Genomic DNA, 13,711 nt, shown 5'->3' with positions numbered 1-13,711 from the left:
CAATCTCGCTGCTTCCTTGCCTTTCAACACTTTGTTTCTATAGAGTTGGCCGATCTGATCGAGCGGGCGATATGCGTCGGCCTTGGAAACCAAGCGGAGGGGCATCATGCAACTTGCCGTGCTGGGAGGCTTTGTACTGGCGGCCTTTGCGCCATTGCTGCACCACTGGTTTGGTGCCCGTACTCCGCTGGTAATGGCGCTCTTTCCTGCTGGAATGGCGCTCTGGCTGCTGGGCCAGTGGCCTGCGATCGCGGCCGGCGAGGTGCTGCTGCTGGAATGGGGCTGGGTGCCGGGGCTGGATATCACCCTGACCTTCCTGATCGATGGCTTGGCCCTGGTCTTTTCGCTGTTGATCACGGTGATCGGCGCGCTGGTGCTGGTTTACGCCGGGGAATACCTGCGGGGTCACCGCGACCTGCCACGCTTTCTGGTGATCATCACCGCCTTCATGATGTCGATGCTCGGCCTGGTGCTGGCCGACAACCTGGTGACACTGTTTGTATTCTGGGAACTCACCAGCATCACCTCCTATCTGCTGATCGGCTTTGACCATACCAGCCTCGCCGCGCGCAAGGCGGCGCTGCAGGGGTTGTTTGTCACCGCCGGTGGTGGCCTGGCGCTACTCGCTGGCTTCGCCATGCTGGGGGTCGCCGGGGATAGCTGGTCGCTGGTCGAGCTGAACGCGCAGGGTGACCTGCTGCGCAATCACGAACTCTATACACCCTTGCTGATCTGCGTACTGCTTGGTGCCTTCACCAAGTCGGCGCAGTTTCCCTTCCATTTCTGGTTGCCCAACGCGATGGCCGCCCCCACGCCGGTGTCGGCCTACCTGCACTCGGCAACCATGGTCAAGGCCGGGGTGTACTTGCTGGCGAGGCTGCATCCCTCGCTGGGCGGAACCGAGACCTGGGTGATTACTCTCTCGCTGATCGGTGCGCTGACCATGGCCACGGGGGCCTTTCTGGCGATACAGCACACCAATATCAAGAAGCTGCTGGCCTATTCCACGATCATGGCGCTGGGCACCCTGACCATGCTGCTGGGGATCGGCACCGAAGGGGCGTTGGTCGCCTTTACGGCCTTCCTGCTGGCGCACTCGCTCTATAAGGGGGCACTGTTCATGGTCGCCGGTATTCTCGATCACGAGACTGGCACCAAGGACGTGACGGCGATGGGAGGGCTACGCCGGGTAATGCCGATGACCGCCGCAGTGGCCTTCGTGGCCGCCCTGTCGCTGGCCGGTCTGCCGCCGATGCTCGGTTTTCTCGGCAAGGAGTTGATGTTCGAGTCGGTACTCGGGGCGAGCGACTATCGATTCGTTATCCTGCTGCTGGCCTTCACGGCCGCCTTCCTGACGCTGGCAGTAGCGGCGATCGTCGCCCTGCGCCCGTTTCTGGGAACGCTTCGCGAGACACCAAAGGTGCCCCACGAAGCCCCGCTTGGCATGCTGGCCGGGCCGGCGCTGCTCGCCGCCCTGTCGTTGCTCACCGGCCTGGCGCCGGGGATGCTCGACGGCCTGGTAGGCGCCACCACCGCAAGTCTTGGGGCGACGGATTCGAACGTCCATCTGGCGCTGTGGCACGGCTTCAACCTTCCGCTGCTGCTGTCGCTGCTGAGTCTCGCCCTGGGGGCGCTGGCATTCCGCCACTGGGATCGCCTGCGGGCACGGCTGGCCAAGCTCGAGCCGGTCATGGCGCGGGGTCCCGAAGCCGGGTACGAGGCGATGATGCAGGGACTGGTGAGCGTGGCCGGCTGGCAGACTCGCATGCTGCAGAATGGCTATATTCGCAATTATCTGGTGATGACGCTGTTGGTGCTGCTGGGGCTGGTGGGACACGCGCTGTTCATCCGGCACTCGCCGCGTTTCGATCTGGGCCTCGACGTCTACTTTCATGAGGCAATCGTGGCCGGCTTGATTATCGCGGGGGCCGTCGCCGCCTGCGTCATGCGCTCGCGGCTGGCGGCGGTGGCAGCGGTGGGGGTCATGGGGTTCTCCATTGCCTTGACCTTCGTACTGTTCAGTGCGCCTGACCTGGCGATCACCCAGTTGCTGGTCGAGACGCTGACGGTGATCTTGCTGGTGCTGGTGCTGTTCCGCCTGCCGCGCTTCGCCACGTTGTCCACGCCGCTGGAGCGTCTGCGTGACCTGGTGATCGCCACCCTGACCGGCGGGATGATTACGCTGCTGATGCTCTCGGTACTGGCCGGTGAGCGGTTGCCACGCATTTCCGATTACATGGTCGCCAACAGCCAGCCGCTGGGGCACGGGCACAACATCGTCAATGTCATCCTGGTCGACTTCCGGGCCCTGGATACGCTGGGCGAGATGTTCGTGCTCGCCCTGGCGGCGATCGGGGTCTATGCCATGCTGCGCTTCCATGCCGAGGAGTACGATACCCGGCGTTCCTCCGCCTCGCCGGAGAAACACGATGGTTAGATCGGGCACACTGATCCTCAACGTTGCGGCGCGCCTGCTGCTGCCGCTGCAACTGATGTTCTCGCTGTTTCTGCTGCTGCGCGGCCATGACGAACCGGGCGGAGGCTTCATTGCCGGCCTGGTGGCGGCGGGGGCTTTCGCCCTGTATCTCTTCGCCCATGGCAGGCGAGCCATGAGCGAGATGCTCAAGGTGTCGCCGCGCGATCTGGTGGGCATGGGATTGCTGCTCGGCGTGATCTCGACCCTGCCGGCCTGGTGGAATGGCGATCCCTTCTTTACCGCCCAGTGGTGGACGATTCCGATCATTGACTTCAAGGCCTCGACGCCGCTGATCTTCGACATCGGCGTCTATCTGGTCGTGCTGGGCTCGGTATTGACAGCGATTACCGCACTGGTGAAGACCGACCACGAAGATAACGCCCAAGGCTGAGGAGGCTTCATGGAACCCCTGTTGGCCGTCGCCATCGGCGTCCTGTTTGCCGCCGCCATCTACATGATGCTGCGCCGGTCGATCGTCAAGCTGGTCATCGGCCTGATGCTGCTCTCCAATGCCGCCAACCTGCTGATTTTCGCTACGGCCGGGCTGGTGCGCGGGGCGCCACCGCTGGTGCCTGCGGGCCTCTCGGCGCCCGAAGGTGTGGTGGCCGACCCGCTCCCTCAGGCGCTGGTGCTGACGGCCATCGTCATCGCCTTCGGCGTACTGTCCTTCGCCGTGGTGCTGGTACGCCGCGCCTGGGAGATCGTGCGCGCCGATGACCTCGACAAGATGAAGGATACCGACACGTGAATCCGCAGATCGCGCTGCCCATCCTGATCCCGCTGCTGTCGGGCGCCATCTCGCTGGTCTTCTGGCGTTCGCGGGGGATGCAGCGGGCCGTTGCCGTGGCCGGGACGGCGGCGCTGTTACTGACCAGTCTCTGGCTGATGATGACGGTCAACCGTGACGGCATCCTGGTGATGCAGATGGGCGACTGGCCGGCCCCGTTCGGCATCAGCCTGGTGGCCGACCTGCTGGGCGCTATCATGGTCGTGCTCACTGGCATCATCGGCTTTGCCGTGGCGCTGTATTCGCTGGCGACCACCGGACGAGGCCACGAGGCCTACGGCTACTTCCCGCTGATGCACCTGCTGCTGGCGGGCGTCGCCGGGGCCTTTCTCACCGGCGATATCTTCAACCTCTACGTATGGTTCGAGGTGATGCTGGTGGCTTCCTTCGCGCTGCTCATTCTGGGTAGCGAGAAGGCCCAGATGGAAGGGGCCATCAAGTACGTGACCCTGAACCTGGTCTCCTCGGTGATTTTCCTGGTCGCGGTCGGGCTGCTCTACGGCATGGTAGGCACGCTCAACATGGCCGATATCGCTCGCCGCATGGCCACCCTGGAAGACCAGGGGATGGTCGACGTGCTGGCGATGATGTTCATGGTGGCCTTCGGCATCAAGGCGGCGGCCTTTCCGTTGTTCTTCTGGCTGCCGGCGTCCTATCACACCCCACCGGTGGCGGTATCGGCGCTGTTTGCTGGCCTGCTGACCAAGGTCGGGGTCTATGCGCTATATCGAGTCTTCACGCTGATTTTCTATCACAGCCCCGGCTATACCCACGAGATTCTGCTATGGGGGGCGGGGCTAACCATGCTCTCCGGCGTGCTGGGGGCGGCGGCGCAGTTCGAGTTTCGCCGCATCCTGTCGTTTCACATCGTCAGTCAGATCGGCTACATGATCCTGGGGCTTGCGCTGTTTACGCCCCTGGCGATCATCGGCGGGGTCTTCTACATCATGCATCACATTATCGTGAAGACGAATCTGTTCCTGATCAGCGGCATCGTCAATCGCCTGCGGGGCAGCTATGAGCTCAAGCATCTGGGCGGCTTCTATCGTAGCCATCCCTGGCTTGCCGTGCTGTTCTTGATTCCGGCGCTGTCGCTGGCGGGGATGCCGCCGCTCTCCGGCTTCTTTGCGAAGTTCATCGTGATCCGCGCCGGCATCGAGGCCGAGGCCTATGGCGTCACCTTCATTGCCTTGCTGGTGGGGTTGCTGACGCTCTACTCGATGATCAAGATCTGGGCCGAGGTGTTCTGGAAGGTGGCGCCGGAGGAGGGCAAGACCGACCCCTATCCGTCGGTCAGCCAGTCCGAGCTCTGGCTGATGACCACGCCGGTGGTTGGCCTGGCGCTTTGCACCTTGCTGATTGGTCTCAATGCCGAGCCCATCTATGCCCTGGCCGAGGCCTCGGCCAGTGAGCTGCTCGACCCCGAGCGCTACATCGAGGCCGTGCTTGGCAGGCAAGAGGAGCTGACGCCATGATCGGGGCCGCCTGGAATCTGCTGCTGGGCTTTGCCTGGGTTGTCCTCACCGGCGACTTCAGCGGTCGCAACCTGCTGGCCGGTGTGGTGTTCGGCTATCTGGTGCTGGCGCTTATCCAACCCCAGGTGCCGGCCCTGGCTGGCCATGCACAGCGATTACCACGCTTGATCGGTTTCATCGGTTTCTTCCTCAAGGAACTGTTGCTTGCCAACCTCAAGGTAGCCTTCGATATCATCACGCCGCCCTGGTACATGAAGCCGGGGGTGATCGCCATGCCGCTCAAGGCGCGCACCGAATTCGAGATCACCTTTGTCGCCAACCTGATTTCCCTGACGCCTGGCACCTTGAGTCTGGATGTCTCCGATGACCGTCGCGTGCTGTATATCCATGCCATGTTCCTGGACGATGAACAGGAACTGCGCCGTAACCTGGCAGAGATGGAACGGCGGGCGCTCGAACTGTTTCTTTGAGAGGAGTCGATTCGTGTCGACCGTGATCATGCTGAGCCTGGTGCTGATGTCCCTGGCCTTGTGTCTGACTTTCGTGCGGTTGTTTCGCGGCCCGAGCCTGCCGGACCGTGTGGTGGCGCTGGAGCTTTTTTCCTCGATCCTGGTCGGCTTTATCGGCGTGGTGGCCATCGCCTCCGACGTGCCCAGCCTTCTGGACGTGGCGATCGTCATGGCGTTGATGGCTTTCATGGCCGCCATTGGTTTCGCACGGTTCCTGGAGCGGGGAGGGCCGCGCGATGATTGAGTTCGTCAAGGGAGCGTTGGTTCTCTCGGGCGCTATGTTCATGCTGTTGGCGGCGCTGGGCGTGCTGCGCCTGCCCGATCTGCTGACCCGCATGCACGCCACGACCAAGGCGGCAACGCTGGGTGCCAGCCTGATCATGCTGGCGGTGGCGTTGCATTTTCCCCAGGTGGCGGTAGTGGCCCGTGCCATGGGGGTCATCCTGTTCATCATGCTCACGGCCCCGGTGGCCGCGCATGTCATCGGGCGAGCCGGATATTTTGTCGGCTCCCGCCTCTGGGACGGCACCGTGAAGGACGAGTTGCGCCCCAACTACGATCCCCTGACCCACGAGCTCAAGAGCGGTCAGGAAGTCCCGGAGCCCGGGGTCGAACCGCCTCCCGTCTCACGAGAGGAGTGAGGCTTCCTACCGTTTCCGCGAAACTCATCGTTCCAACAGGGCCGCCTTCGGGCGGCCCTGTTGCGTTGGCCGCTCGCCAGGCAGGGTGCAAAAGGGAAATATTGATGTACAATAATTGTACATAAAAAATAAGTTGTCCATGAATGGCTGTTGCCGGCGAGGTATCGATGCACCGCAAGCCTGAACTGCCGAGCAAGGTCTGCCACGGGTGTGAGCGAGGTTTCGTCTGGCGTCGCAAGTGGGCCCGCTGTTGGGACGAGGTTCGCTACTGCAGCGAACGTTGTCGCCGTGACGCGCGTTGCGCCTGGAGAGCGGGATGAGTACGCAGATTGCCTGGTTCCGGCGCGACCTGCGGCTGGCCGATAACCCCTTGGTGCGTTTCGCGGTCCCGCCGGAGCAACTGCTTTGTGTCTATGTTCTCGACGAGCGTTGGCTAACGACGCTGCCGGCCACCGGCAAGCCGCGCATGGGACCCGCCCGGCTGCGATTCCTGTGGGAATGTTTGATCGAATTGCGCGGCGAGCTGCTCAAGCGGGGAAACGACCTGCTGGTGCGCATCGGCGATCCGGTGGCAGTGGTGGTCGAACTGGCCGAGACCCTGGGCGCGAGTGCCGTACGCGTTCGCCGCGATGCCGGAGACGAGGAGGCCTGGGCGGTCGACGCCCTCACCGAGCGACTGGCAGGGCGTACCGAGGTGGTGAGCCTCGATGCGGGGCTGTTGTTCGACGAGGTGGCTCTGCCCACCTCAGTCGCGGCGCTGCCCGCGAGCTTTTCCGCGTTTCGTCGTCGTGCGGAGCAGCAGTGGGCGGTGAGCGCCGCCGAGCCGGCGCCGCTCACCCTGCCGCTGTGGCCGAGAGGTGCGGCGCGAGGGCTACCGCCTCTGCATGAGGTGTGTGCGCTGAGTTCAGCCTGGCGGTCCGACCCGCGCGGGCAGTTTCGTTTCGAGGGCGGTGAGGCGGCCGGTCTGGCGCGTCTGGAGTATTACCTCTGGCAGTCCAACGCCGTGGCACGTTACAAGACGACCCGCAATGGGCTGCGCGGTGCCGACTTTTCCACACGCCTGTCGCCTTGGCTCGCGCATGGCTGCCTGTCGGCACGCCAGGTTCATGACGCCGTACGCGCCTGGGAAGCTGAACAGGGCACCTGCGCATCCAGCGACTGGGTCATACTCGAGTTGTTGTGGCGCGACTACTTTCATTGGGCGGGTCGCCAGGAAGGGCCGGCGCTGTTCGGTGGCCTTGTGCTGCCCTCGGCTGGCCCCGCCTTTACCGCCTGGTGCCAGGCCCGGACGGGCGTGCCGTTCGTCGATGCCGCGATGCTGGAACTGGAAGCCACGGGCTGGCTTTCCAACCGTGCACGACAGAACGTGGCGAGTTTTCTGGCCAAGGACCTTGGGGTGGATTGGCGCCTGGGCGCAGCATGGTTCGAGCACTGCCTGGTCGACTTCGATGTGGCGAGCAACTGGGGAAATTGGCGCTATGTAGCCGGCGTGGGGCGTGACCCCCGCGATCGCTGGTTTCATGTGCTCCGGCAGGCCGAGCAGTACGATGGCGAAGGCGACTACGTGGCACACTGGCAACCGGCGCTGCGCGAGTTGCCGGCGGGACGCGAGAGACACCAGCCCTGGCGAGTGGCGCCGCAGTGCTTTCCCGTGCCTCAGGTCGTGCCGGCCGCCTGGCAGGACAGACTGCTCGGTGATGACGAGGCCTTCGAAAGCGATGACTGAGAATGCTGGTCTGGCGGCTCTCCGGCCATTGATCGGACTGGCTGTCTCGTTCGATATCAGCGATGATCGTGCCCGATCAATGTTATGGAGTGCACAGGCAACGATGAAACGGATGCTGACGACCCCCTTGTTGCTGGCGCTGCTCGCCGGCTGCCAGGCCGCCCCGACCAATGAAGCCACTGCCGCAGATGCCGCGGTGAGCCCCGAGACTGAAGCTGGCGGTCCGCAGGCCAATGGCGACGCTGCCGAGACGGCAGAACCGGAGGCTACACCGGAAGACTTCGCGACGTGGCTCGCGGCCTTCCGCCGCGACGCCCGGGCGCAGGGGATCGACGAGGCCACCCTGGACCGCGCCCTGGACGATGTACGCTACCGTCCCCGTGTCATCGAGCTTGACCGTTCACAGCCGGAGTTCGTCCGCCCCATCTGGCAATATCTCGACACCGCGGTATCGGCGACACGGATCGACACCGGGCAGGAGCGCTTGGCGGCTCACCGCGATACCGCCCGGCGTATGGAGCAGCGCTTCGGCGTGCCGCCGGAAATCATCGTGGCGATCTGGGGCATCGAGAGCAATTACGGCAGCAACTTCGGGAATTTCTCGACCCTTGAGGCGTTGGCCACGCTGGCGTTCGATGGGCGGCGTCGCGATTTTGCCCGCGCTGAGCTGCTGGCGGCCTTGCGCATCCTCGAGGCGGGCGACATCAGCCCCGAGCGCATGGTCGGCTCCTGGGCCGGCGCGATGGGGCATACCCAGTTTATTCCTTCGAGCTTCGAGGCCTACGCCGTGGATGGCGATGACGATGGACGGCGAGATATCTGGGGCAGCATCTCGGATGTGATGGCCTCCACCGCCAATTACCTGGCCCGGGCAGGCTGGCAGCCTGGCCGGCCCTGGGGCGTGGAGGTAGCACTCACCGATGACTTCGACTATTCCCAGGCCGAGCTGGAAACGCGTCGTGCCAGCAAGGTATGGGCCGAGCGTGGCGTGCGTGCGTTGGCCGGAGAGGCGTTGCCCGATTTCGAAAGCGCCTCGGTGATTGTACCGGCGGGTGCCCGGGGGCCGGCTTTCTTGGTGGGAAACAATTTCCGCGCCATCCTGCGCTACAACAACGCCACCAGCTATGCGCTGGCGGTGGGGAGTCTGGCCAATGAAATCGCCGGACGCGCCGGCATCCAGGGAGACTGGCCTCGCGACCAACAGCCCTTGATGCGTCGTCAGGTGCGCGAGCTGCAGCGTCTGCTCAACGAGCGTGGTTTCGACGTAGGGCAGCCCGATGGCATCATGGGGCCCAATACCCGCCGTGGCCTCAGGGCCTACCAGCGCGCCATCGGCGAGACACCCGATGGCTTCGCTACCCTGCGGTTACTGGAGCGCCTGCAAGGCTGAGCTGACGACTTGGAGAACTTACATGACAGTTAATCGATTCTGCGTGACCGCTGCCCTGCTGCTGGCTGCTGCCTTTCCAGTATCGGCCGAGCAAGACGACAAGGTCTTTGGCTGGGTGGAAAGGGCGACCCTGGAGCCGTGGAAGGTCGAGGTGAAAGCCAAGCTCGACAGTGGCGCCCTGACGTCATCGTTGGATGCGCGCGACATCGAGTACTTTGAAAAGGACGGCGAGGATTGGGTGCGCTTTCGCCTGAAGCTGGAGGATGTGGAAAGCGGTGAGGATTTCAGCGAGCGAATGGAACTGCCGCTCTATCGCGACCTGCGTGTGCGCGGAGCGGGGGGCATGGACGAACGGCCGGTCGTGCTGATGAACGTGTGCATGGGCGATACCGTCTATGAGGAACAGTTCAGCCTGCGCAACCGCGAGAAGATGAACTATCCCTTGTTGCTGGGGCGGCGGACCATCGGCCATCTGGGCTTGTTGGATGTGCGCGATACCTTCCTGACCGAACCGAGCTGTGATGACGAGTCGCGCTTTGTGCCTCACGAGCCGCCGGAAGACGACTGAGCGCTGCCCGTGTCAGGCTAGTTACTTTGGCTCCGATCTCTGCGGCTTCGGTTTCTCTAGATCGATCTCGTTAGAAAAGACGCGCCAGCAGGGCCGTCACGGCGGTTTCCACGCGCAGGATGCGCGGGCCCAGGTGGATGCCTTCGCAGCCCGCGGCCAAGAGCTTTTCTATCTCCCAGTCAATGAAACCACCCTCGGGGCCGACCAGCAGCAGGGTCGGCGCCGTCAGGTTGCGTGGGCAGGCGTGTGGCATGCCGGGGTGCGCCACCAGCCCCCGGCGTTTTTCCAGCAGGTCCGGCAGGCTCTCCTCGACGAAGGGGCGAAAGCCCTTGGCCAGGCTGATTTCCGGCAGGTGGGTATCGCGCGCCTGTTCCAGGCCCAGCACCAGATGATGACGGATCCGGTCGTCGCCAAGCTCAGGTGACTGCCAGTAGCTCTTTTCAACGCGGCGGCTATGCAACAGGGTGATATGCTTCACGCCGAGTGCCGTGGCGTGTTCGAGGCTGCGTGCCAGCATGCGTGGGCGTGGCAGGGCCAGGACCAGATGCACGGGCAAGGCCGGCGGTGGTGCCTGGTCGAGCTCGTCGATGGCAAAGCGTGCTTCCCGGGTGTCCAGCGACAGGAGTTCGCCGCGGCCGATGCCCCCACCCTCGATGCCCAGCGTGAGCCGATCGCCAGGCCGGGCGCGATGTACCCGACCGAGATGGTCGAGACGACGCGGGTCGCGTACCCGGGCGACGCCTTCCGCTTCGAGGTCGTCGGGCGAAAGCAGAATCAGGTTCATTGGGCCTCGTGATGCCGTTTTGCCTTGCATGGCGTGTGTCGCGGTGCACAATACCTGTTAAGAGGGCAAACGCCCACTTGTCATAACAAGGAGCAGCGCCGTGCGCGTGATTCGCAAGTATGCCAACCGTAGGCTCTATGATACCGAACAGAGCCGCTACGTGACCCTGGAGGACCTGCGTGGCTTGATTCTCGAACAAGTCCCGTTTCGGGTCGAGGACGCCAAGAGCGGCGAGGATCTGACCCGTACCATCCTGCTGTCGATCATCATCGAGCAGGAGCAGGCCGACGGCGATTCCGAAGTGTTCTCCAACGATCTGTTGGCGCAGTTCATCCGCGTTTACGACATGGCGCAACCGTTGCCGCTGGCTCGCTACCTGGAGCAGGGCACGCGGCTGATGATGGAGCAGCAGCAGCGCATGCAGGACCGGTGGCAGCAGGCAATGCGTCATTCGCCGATGGAATTGATGCGCGAACTGGCGGAGGAGAACATGCGTTTCTGGCAGAACAACATCAACCAGGCCGGCAAGGAAGAAGCCAGCAAGGAAGAAGCCAGCAAGGAAGAAGCCGGCAAGGAAGAAGCCGGCAAGGAAGGAGCCGAAGACGCGTCGAATGACAAGAAGCGCTAGCCGCGAAAGGCCTGCGGCAAGGCGGTAGCGAGGTCTTTCTGACATAATGCCGCGATGTTACGAGCTGCCAAAGGGCTGAAGGAATGAAGGTGTTGATCATCGGCGGTGGTGGCCGCGAACATGCGTTGGCCTGGAAGGTCGCGCAGTCACCCGAAGTAGGGGGCGTCTACGTGGCACCGGGCAACGCCGGAACCGCCGGAGAGCCGGGTGTGGAGAACGTGGCGATCGGCGTCGACGATCTCGATGGCCTGCTGGCTTTCGCCCGCGAGCATGAGGTGGCGTTGACCATCGTCGGTCCCGAAGCGCCGCTGGTCGAGGGCGTGGTCGACCGTTTTCGTGACGCCGGGCTTGCCATCTTCGGTCCGACCCAGGCCGCCGCGCAGCTCGAAGGCTCAAAGGCCTTCACCAAGGACTTTCTCGCCCGCCATGCCATCCCCAGCGCTGATTACCGTACCTTCACTACCGTAGCGCCGGCACTCGACTATCTCGCCGAGACAGGGGCGCCGATCGTCATCAAGGCCGATGGTCTGGCCGCCGGCAAGGGCGTGATCGTGGCCATGACCGAAGACGAGGCCACGGCGGCGGTTCGCGATATGCTCGAGGCCAACGCCTTCGGCGATGCCGGCGCCCGGGTGGTGATCGAGGAATTCCTCCAGGGCGAGGAGGCGAGCTTCATCGTCATGGTCGATGGCGAAAACGTCCTGCCAATGGCCACCAGTCAGGATCACAAGCGGGTCGGCGATGGCGATACCGGCCCCAATACCGGCGGCATGGGCGCCTACTCGCCGGCACCGGTGGTGACCGACGAGGTCCACGCGCGCATCATGGAACGGGTCATCCTGCCCACTGTGCGGGGCATGGCCGAGGAGGGCCATCCCTACACCGGCTTCCTGTACGCCGGCCTGATGATCGACGCCGCCGGCAACCCCAAGGTAATCGAGTACAACTGCCGCTTCGGCGACCCCGAGACCCAGCCGATCATGCTGCGCCTGAACTCGGATCTCACCACCCTGTGCCTGGCCGGTACTCGGGGAGCGCTCGCCGGCAAGCTATGCGAGTGGGACCCGCGGGCCGCCGTGGGCGTGGTGATAGCGGCTGGGGGCTATCCCGGCCGCTATCGTAAAGGTGATGCCATCGAAGGGCTCGACGCAGTAGAGGAGAGCGGCTGCAAGGTCTTCCATGCCGGCACGGCCGAGCAGGCGGGGCGTGTCGTTACCGCCGGGGGCCGAGTGCTCTGCGTGACGGCCCTGGGCAAGACGGTTGGCGAGGCGCGTGATCTGGCCTACCGCGGGGTGGCGAGGCTTCACTGGCCCGACGCCCTCTATCGTCGTGATATCGCCCACCGCGCCATTGCCCGGGAACCGGGCTGAAGGAGCGAGCATGGAACGCGTCAGACTGGAATTCCCCGAGGCCGACCTGGTGCACCGCCATCCGCTGACGGTGCGCATCACCGACATGAACTACGGTCGCCATCTTGGTCATGATGCCCTGGTATCGCTGCTTCACGAGGCTCGCGGCCATGCCTTGGCGTCGTTGGGTCTCAGCGAGGCGGACCTGGAGGGCCATGCCAGCGTGGTGGCGGATCTGGCCGTACAGTTCCAGGCCGAGGCTCGCTGGCCGGATGCGCTGATGGTGGAAACCGCCATTCCGGCTCCCCACGGCAAGGCGATCACCGCCTATCATCGCGTGCGGCGCGAAGACGATGGCCGCACCGTGGCCACGGCCCGGCTCAATCTCTTGCTGCTGGATCCCGCCAGTGGCCGACCGGCCGTGGTACCCGAAGCCGTGAGCCGGATGATCGCTCGGGCGGGAGGCGTCTGATGTCGCGGGAATATCCGATCATCGCCGTGACCGGCTCGTCGGGTGCCGGTACCACCACGGTCAAGCGTACCTTCGAGCGCATGTTTGCTCGCGAGGACGTGCACGCCGCTTTCGTCGACGGCGACGCCTTCCATCGCTACAACCGGGAGGAGCTGGCGCGGATCTTTCGCGAAGAGCCCGAGCGCAAGGACGAGCTATCGCACTTCGCGGTGGAGGCCAACCTGCTCGAGGAGCTCGAGGCGATGTTTCTCGAGTACGGCGAGCACGGCAGCGGTACCTACCGCCACTACATTCACGCCGAAGACAAGCAGATGATCGAAGGGGGTTACCGGGTGGGTACCTTCACCGAGTGGCAGGCGCTGCCGTATGGCACCGACTTGCTGTTCTACGAGGGGCTGCACGGTGGCCTGGTGACCGCCGAGCACGATATCGCCCGCCATGTGGACCTGCTGGTCGGGGTCGCGCCGACCATGAATCTGGAATGGATCCAGAAGATCGACCGCGACATCAAGATGCGGGGTTACTCCCACGAGGCGGTGATCGATACGATCCTGGGGCGCATGGGCGATTACGTGCGCTATATCCAGCCGCAGTTCTCGCGTACCCATATCAATTTCCAGCGGGTACCCACGGTCGATACCTCCAACCCCTTCGAAGTCCAGGATATTCCTACCGATGCCGAATCCTTCGTGGTGATCCGCTTTCGTGACCCCGCTACGGTGGACTTTCCTTACCTGCTGGTGATGATCCAGGATGCCTTCATGAGCCGGCCGCACACTCTGGTAGTGCCGGGGTCGCGACTGTCACTGGCCATGGAGTTGATTCTGGGACCACTGGTGCGTCATCTCTTGAATCAGCGACGCTTTCGCTGACATGCCACTGCCTGAATCCTCCAAGGAGACTCGA

At 63.9% G+C, this 13,711-nt stretch carries 16 protein-coding genes; 15 read left to right on the top strand and 1 reads right to left on the bottom strand.

Annotated features, from left to right (window positions below; genetic code table 11):
• Positions 1 to 106 precede the first annotated feature (106 nt).
• The 11 genes from BM341_RS13615 to rloA3 all read left to right on the top strand — a co-directional run bounded on the left by BM341_RS13615 (position 107) and on the right by rloA3 (position 9,572).
• A complete protein-coding gene (locus tag BM341_RS13615) occupies positions 107 to 2,437 on the top strand; it encodes a putative monovalent cation/H+ antiporter subunit A (protein WP_089796622.1) in 2,331 nt (776 codons plus the stop codon).
• Positions 2,430 to 2,867: a Na+/H+ antiporter subunit B gene (locus BM341_RS13610; protein WP_089796621.1), complete on the top strand. Its 438-nt coding sequence runs from the start codon at positions 2,430 to 2,432 to the stop codon at positions 2,865 to 2,867. The genes BM341_RS13615 and BM341_RS13610 overlap by 8 nt, the downstream gene beginning before the upstream one ends.
• Before the next feature lie 9 nt (positions 2,868 to 2,876).
• Positions 2,877 to 3,224 carry a Na+/H+ antiporter subunit C gene (locus BM341_RS13605; protein WP_089796620.1) on the top strand — a complete coding sequence of 116 codons (348 nt, stop codon included), beginning with the start codon at positions 2,877 to 2,879 and terminating at the stop codon, positions 3,222 to 3,224.
• A complete protein-coding gene (locus BM341_RS13600; RefSeq protein ID WP_089796619.1) occupies positions 3,221 to 4,738 on the top strand; it encodes a Na+/H+ antiporter subunit D in 1,518 nt (505 codons plus the stop codon). Before BM341_RS13605 ends, BM341_RS13600 begins: the two co-directional genes overlap by 4 nt.
• Positions 4,735 to 5,208 (top strand): Na+/H+ antiporter subunit E, encoded by a 474-nt coding sequence (locus BM341_RS13595; RefSeq protein WP_089796618.1) that lies wholly within the window; start codon positions 4,735 to 4,737, stop codon positions 5,206 to 5,208. Before BM341_RS13600 ends, BM341_RS13595 begins: the two co-directional genes overlap by 4 nt.
• A 13-nt stretch (positions 5,209 to 5,221) precedes the next feature.
• Complete coding sequence (locus BM341_RS13590; protein WP_089796617.1) at positions 5,222 to 5,491, top strand: cation:proton antiporter; 270 nt, start codon at positions 5,222 to 5,224, stop codon at positions 5,489 to 5,491.
• Positions 5,484 to 5,888 carry a monovalent cation/H(+) antiporter subunit G gene (gene mnhG, locus BM341_RS13585; RefSeq protein WP_089796616.1) on the top strand — a complete coding sequence of 135 codons (405 nt, stop codon included), beginning with the start codon at positions 5,484 to 5,486 and terminating at the stop codon, positions 5,886 to 5,888. Before BM341_RS13590 ends, mnhG begins: the two co-directional genes overlap by 8 nt.
• Positions 5,889 to 6,031: 143 nt before the next feature.
• Positions 6,032 to 6,208 (top strand): DUF2256 domain-containing protein, encoded by a 177-nt coding sequence (locus BM341_RS13580; RefSeq protein ID WP_342713898.1) that lies wholly within the window; start codon positions 6,032 to 6,034, stop codon positions 6,206 to 6,208.
• Positions 6,205 to 7,614, top strand: coding sequence for a DASH family cryptochrome (locus BM341_RS13575; RefSeq protein WP_089796614.1), 1,410 nt, complete (start codon positions 6,205 to 6,207; stop codon positions 7,612 to 7,614). Before BM341_RS13580 ends, BM341_RS13575 begins: the two co-directional genes overlap by 4 nt.
• Positions 7,615 to 7,726: 112 nt before the next feature.
• Complete coding sequence (locus tag BM341_RS13570; protein WP_089796613.1) at positions 7,727 to 9,004, top strand: lytic murein transglycosylase; 1,278 nt, start codon at positions 7,727 to 7,729, stop codon at positions 9,002 to 9,004.
• Positions 9,005 to 9,026: 22 nt separating this feature from the next.
• The gene (gene rloA3, locus BM341_RS13565) at positions 9,027 to 9,572 is read left to right on the top strand and encodes a retropepsin-like aspartic peptidase RloA3 (protein ID WP_089796612.1); all 546 of its coding nucleotides are present in this window, start codon (positions 9,027 to 9,029) and stop codon (positions 9,570 to 9,572) included.
• A gap of 70 nt (positions 9,573 to 9,642) precedes the next feature.
• On the opposite strand, the gene BM341_RS13560 is transcribed toward rloA3, so the two are convergent.
• Entirely contained in the window at positions 9,643 to 10,356 is a 714-nt protein-coding gene (locus tag BM341_RS13560; RefSeq protein ID WP_089796611.1) for a 16S rRNA (uracil(1498)-N(3))-methyltransferase, read from the bottom strand.
• Between the two features lie 100 nt (positions 10,357 to 10,456).
• Here BM341_RS13560 and phaR point away from each other — a divergent pair, with 100 nt between their 5' ends.
• The 4 genes from phaR to BM341_RS13540 all read left to right on the top strand — a co-directional run bounded on the left by phaR (position 10,457) and on the right by BM341_RS13540 (position 13,677).
• Complete coding sequence (gene phaR / locus BM341_RS13555; RefSeq protein ID WP_089796610.1) at positions 10,457 to 10,984, top strand: polyhydroxyalkanoate synthesis repressor PhaR; 528 nt, start codon at positions 10,457 to 10,459, stop codon at positions 10,982 to 10,984.
• A gap of 83 nt (positions 10,985 to 11,067) precedes the next feature.
• Positions 11,068 to 12,354 carry a phosphoribosylamine--glycine ligase gene (gene purD, locus BM341_RS13550; RefSeq protein ID WP_089796609.1) on the top strand — a complete coding sequence of 429 codons (1,287 nt, stop codon included), beginning with the start codon at positions 11,068 to 11,070 and terminating at the stop codon, positions 12,352 to 12,354.
• A gap of 10 nt (positions 12,355 to 12,364) precedes the next feature.
• Positions 12,365 to 12,805, top strand: coding sequence for an acyl-CoA thioesterase (locus BM341_RS13545; RefSeq protein WP_089796608.1), 441 nt, complete (start codon positions 12,365 to 12,367; stop codon positions 12,803 to 12,805).
• The gene (locus tag BM341_RS13540) at positions 12,805 to 13,677 is read left to right on the top strand and encodes a phosphoribulokinase (RefSeq protein WP_089796607.1); all 873 of its coding nucleotides are present in this window, start codon (positions 12,805 to 12,807) and stop codon (positions 13,675 to 13,677) included. The genes BM341_RS13545 and BM341_RS13540 overlap by 1 nt, the downstream gene beginning before the upstream one ends.
• Positions 13,678 to 13,711: the final 34 nt, after the last annotated feature.

Origin of the sequence: Halomonas korlensis, assembly GCF_900116705.1 — a bacterium.
Classification (GTDB): domain Bacteria; phylum Pseudomonadota; class Gammaproteobacteria; order Pseudomonadales; family Halomonadaceae; genus Halomonas; species Halomonas korlensis.
The sequence above is the reverse complement of the archived record's forward strand: the minus strand, read 5'-3'. Positions and strand labels throughout refer to the sequence as shown.

What these genes read in the sequence shown, in the direction of transcription:
- BM341_RS13570 (WP_089796613.1), top strand. Translation starts at nt 7,727, where the DNA reads ATGCTGACGACCCCCTTGTTGCTGGCGCTGCTCGCCGGCTGCCAGGCC.
- BM341_RS13540 (WP_089796607.1), top strand. Translation starts at nt 12,805, where the DNA reads ATGTCGCGGGAATATCCGATCATCGCCGTGACCGGCTCGTCGGGTGCC.
- BM341_RS13615 (WP_089796622.1), top strand. Translation starts at nt 107, where the DNA reads ATGCAACTTGCCGTGCTGGGAGGCTTTGTACTGGCGGCCTTTGCGCCA.
- BM341_RS13595 (WP_089796618.1), top strand. Translation starts at nt 4,735, where the DNA reads ATGATCGGGGCCGCCTGGAATCTGCTGCTGGGCTTTGCCTGGGTTGTC.
- rloA3 (WP_089796612.1), top strand. Translation starts at nt 9,027, where the DNA reads ATGACAGTTAATCGATTCTGCGTGACCGCTGCCCTGCTGCTGGCTGCT.
- BM341_RS13605 (WP_089796620.1), top strand. Translation starts at nt 2,877, where the DNA reads ATGGAACCCCTGTTGGCCGTCGCCATCGGCGTCCTGTTTGCCGCCGCC.
- BM341_RS13610 (WP_089796621.1), top strand. Translation starts at nt 2,430, where the DNA reads ATGGTTAGATCGGGCACACTGATCCTCAACGTTGCGGCGCGCCTGCTG.
- purD (WP_089796609.1), top strand. Translation starts at nt 11,068, where the DNA reads ATGAAGGTGTTGATCATCGGCGGTGGTGGCCGCGAACATGCGTTGGCC.
- BM341_RS13580 (WP_342713898.1), top strand. Translation starts at nt 6,032, where the DNA reads ATGGCTGTTGCCGGCGAGGTATCGATGCACCGCAAGCCTGAACTGCCG.
- BM341_RS13560 (WP_089796611.1), bottom strand. Translation starts at nt 10,356, where the DNA reads ATGAACCTGATTCTGCTTTCGCCCGACGACCTCGAAGCGGAAGGCGTC.
- BM341_RS13575 (WP_089796614.1), top strand. Translation starts at nt 6,205, where the DNA reads ATGAGTACGCAGATTGCCTGGTTCCGGCGCGACCTGCGGCTGGCCGAT.
- mnhG (WP_089796616.1), top strand. Translation starts at nt 5,484, where the DNA reads ATGATTGAGTTCGTCAAGGGAGCGTTGGTTCTCTCGGGCGCTATGTTC.
- BM341_RS13545 (WP_089796608.1), top strand. Translation starts at nt 12,365, where the DNA reads ATGGAACGCGTCAGACTGGAATTCCCCGAGGCCGACCTGGTGCACCGC.